The sequence below is a fragment of the Propioniciclava sp. genome (assembly GCF_036744435.1).
Lineage (GTDB): Bacteria > Actinomycetota > Actinomycetes > Propionibacteriales > Propionibacteriaceae > Propioniciclava.
Window position 1 is genome coordinate 1 of record NZ_DAIOIA010000228.1, and the last position, 2,108, is coordinate 2,108.

Sequence of the window (2,108 nt, forward strand, 5' to 3'; positions counted from 1 at the left end):
GGGACGCGTTGAGCAGGTAGTCGTCGGAGAACACGAACCCGACGCGCTGGTAGAGGTCGTCGCCGGCGACGTGATCCACGGGGACGCCGCCGAGCGTCACGGCACCCGCTTGGGGATCGTAGAAGCGTGGCACCAGGCGGGCCAGGGACGACTTGCCGGACCCGGACGCCCCGACGAGGGCGGTGACGGTGCCGGGTCGCAGGTGCAGGGAGACCCCGTCGAGGGCGAGGGAGCCTTCGTTGTAGCTGAAGGTGACGTTCTCGACGTCGACGTCGTTGCCCTGGGGCTCGCGCGGGTGGGCAGGCTCGGGCATGGGTGCGGCGCCGAGGAGTTCCCCGACGTGGTTGGCTGCTTCTTGGGCTTCGCGGAGCTCCTGGAAGCCGAAGCCGAGGGCCAGCACGGGCGCGGAGATTCCGAGGCCGAGGACCAGGCCGGGCAGGACGTCGATGAAGGGGACGCCGCTGCCGACCAGGGCGACCCCGGTGAGCGTCAAGGCGGCCAGAGCGACGGGCGGGGAGGAGACGATCTCCATGAGGACTCCGGACAGCACGGCCTTGCGCATCCACTGCCCGAAGAAGGTGATGAACCGCTGGCAGGTGTCCGCGAAGCGGGCGTGGGCGCGTCCGGCCTGTCCGAAGGCCTTGACCACGGCGATGCCGCGCGCGTACTCGACGGTGGCGGCGTTGATCTCGGCCAGCGAGTCGTCGTAGCGCTGGTAGAGCTCCATGGATCCGCCCAGGGAGATGGCGTACAGGATCACGGCGGCGACCATGGGCAGCAGGGCGACGAGCGCCATCCGCCATTCGATGACGAGCAGGTAGGCCATGGTGGCGACGGGGACGACGATCGCGGCGGTCATGTCGGTGATGGAGTGGGCCACGAGGTGGTGCATGGTGCCGACGTCGTCCTGGGCGGCCTTCTTGACCCGGCCCGAGGACCGGGTGCCGAACCAGCCGAGCGGGACGACGCGCAGGTGATCGACGATGCGGGTGCGCAACGAGGCGCCCAGGTCGGCGTCGGCGAGATGGGTGATCATGAGCGCGCTGAACTGGGCGACGGCCCGGACCAGCAGCGCACCGGCGACGATCCAGGCGATGAGCCAGGCGTGGTCGGCGTCAACAGGTTGCCCCCAGGCCATGGGCAGCAGGGTGCGGGTGAGTTCGACGACGCCGATCAGGGGGACGATCGAGGCCAGCGAGGACACGACGTAGAGGAGGACCGCGAGCGTCAGCGGGCCCTTCACTTCGGACAACAGCGCGCCGACACGGACGCGATCCGCAGCCGGCGTCGTGTGCGCGACGGCGGACTGCTCAGGGGCTACTTCGAGTGTCGCGGTGGACACACCACTCTCCCTACTCTTTGATGAGAACTGTTCTCATTATGTAGTACATTGTCACAGACGTGAGACAGTGTGCCAGAGTGGTACTTAGTCAGGTAAGCCTTACCTAACATCTGAGATTGTCGCACCACCGCATCCAAGGAGAACCCGTGTCCGCCACGCACCAACCACCCGCAACCGCCACCACCGGAGGCCGGCTCACCGTCAAGGACCTCATCACCGTCGGAGTCTTCTCGGCGTTCTACATCGTCGCCTTCTACGTCGCGGGGATGCTCGGCATCATCCCGATCTTCATGGTCCTGCTCGCCCTGATGTGCCCGATCGTCGGCGGCATCCCGTTCATGCTCTACCTGACCCGGGTCAAGAAGTTCGGCATGGTCACCATCACCGGCCTGCTCGTCGGCCTGGTGATGACCGGGGGCGGCCACAGCTGGCAATCCCTCATCATCGCGCCGCTGGTCGCCTTCCTCGCCGACCTGATCTTCCGCGCTGGCAACTACTCCAGTTGGAAGCACACCCTGGCGGGCTACTTCGTGTTCTCCCTGTGGATCTTCGGCCCCTACCTGCCGATGATGCTCAACCTGGACGCCTACCTGGCCGCCATCGAACCTGCCTACGGCACGGAGTACGTCACCACCGTGAAGTCGCTGATGCAGTCCTGGTTCTGGTTCACCATCCCGGTCCAGGTGGCCGTCGGCACCCTGATCGGCGCTTACCTCGGCCGCGGCGTCCTGCGCAAGCACTTCGAGCGCGCCGGCATCGCCTGATG

General features: G+C 66.9%; 2 protein-coding genes. One reads left to right on the forward strand and one right to left on the reverse strand.

Annotated features, from left to right (window positions below):
• Positions 1–1,342, reverse strand: a 1,342-nt coding sequence (locus V7E09_RS15455; protein ID WP_324523720.1) for an ABC transporter ATP-binding protein, incomplete at its 3' end; no start/stop codon positions are given.
• Positions 1,343–1,488: 146 nt separating this feature from the next.
• On the opposite strand from V7E09_RS15455, the gene V7E09_RS15460 reads away from it, so the two are divergent.
• Entirely contained in the window at positions 1,489–2,106 is a 618-nt protein-coding gene (locus V7E09_RS15460; protein WP_164987525.1) for an MptD family putative ECF transporter S component, read from the forward strand.
• The last annotated feature ends 2 nt before the right edge of the window (positions 2,107–2,108 follow it).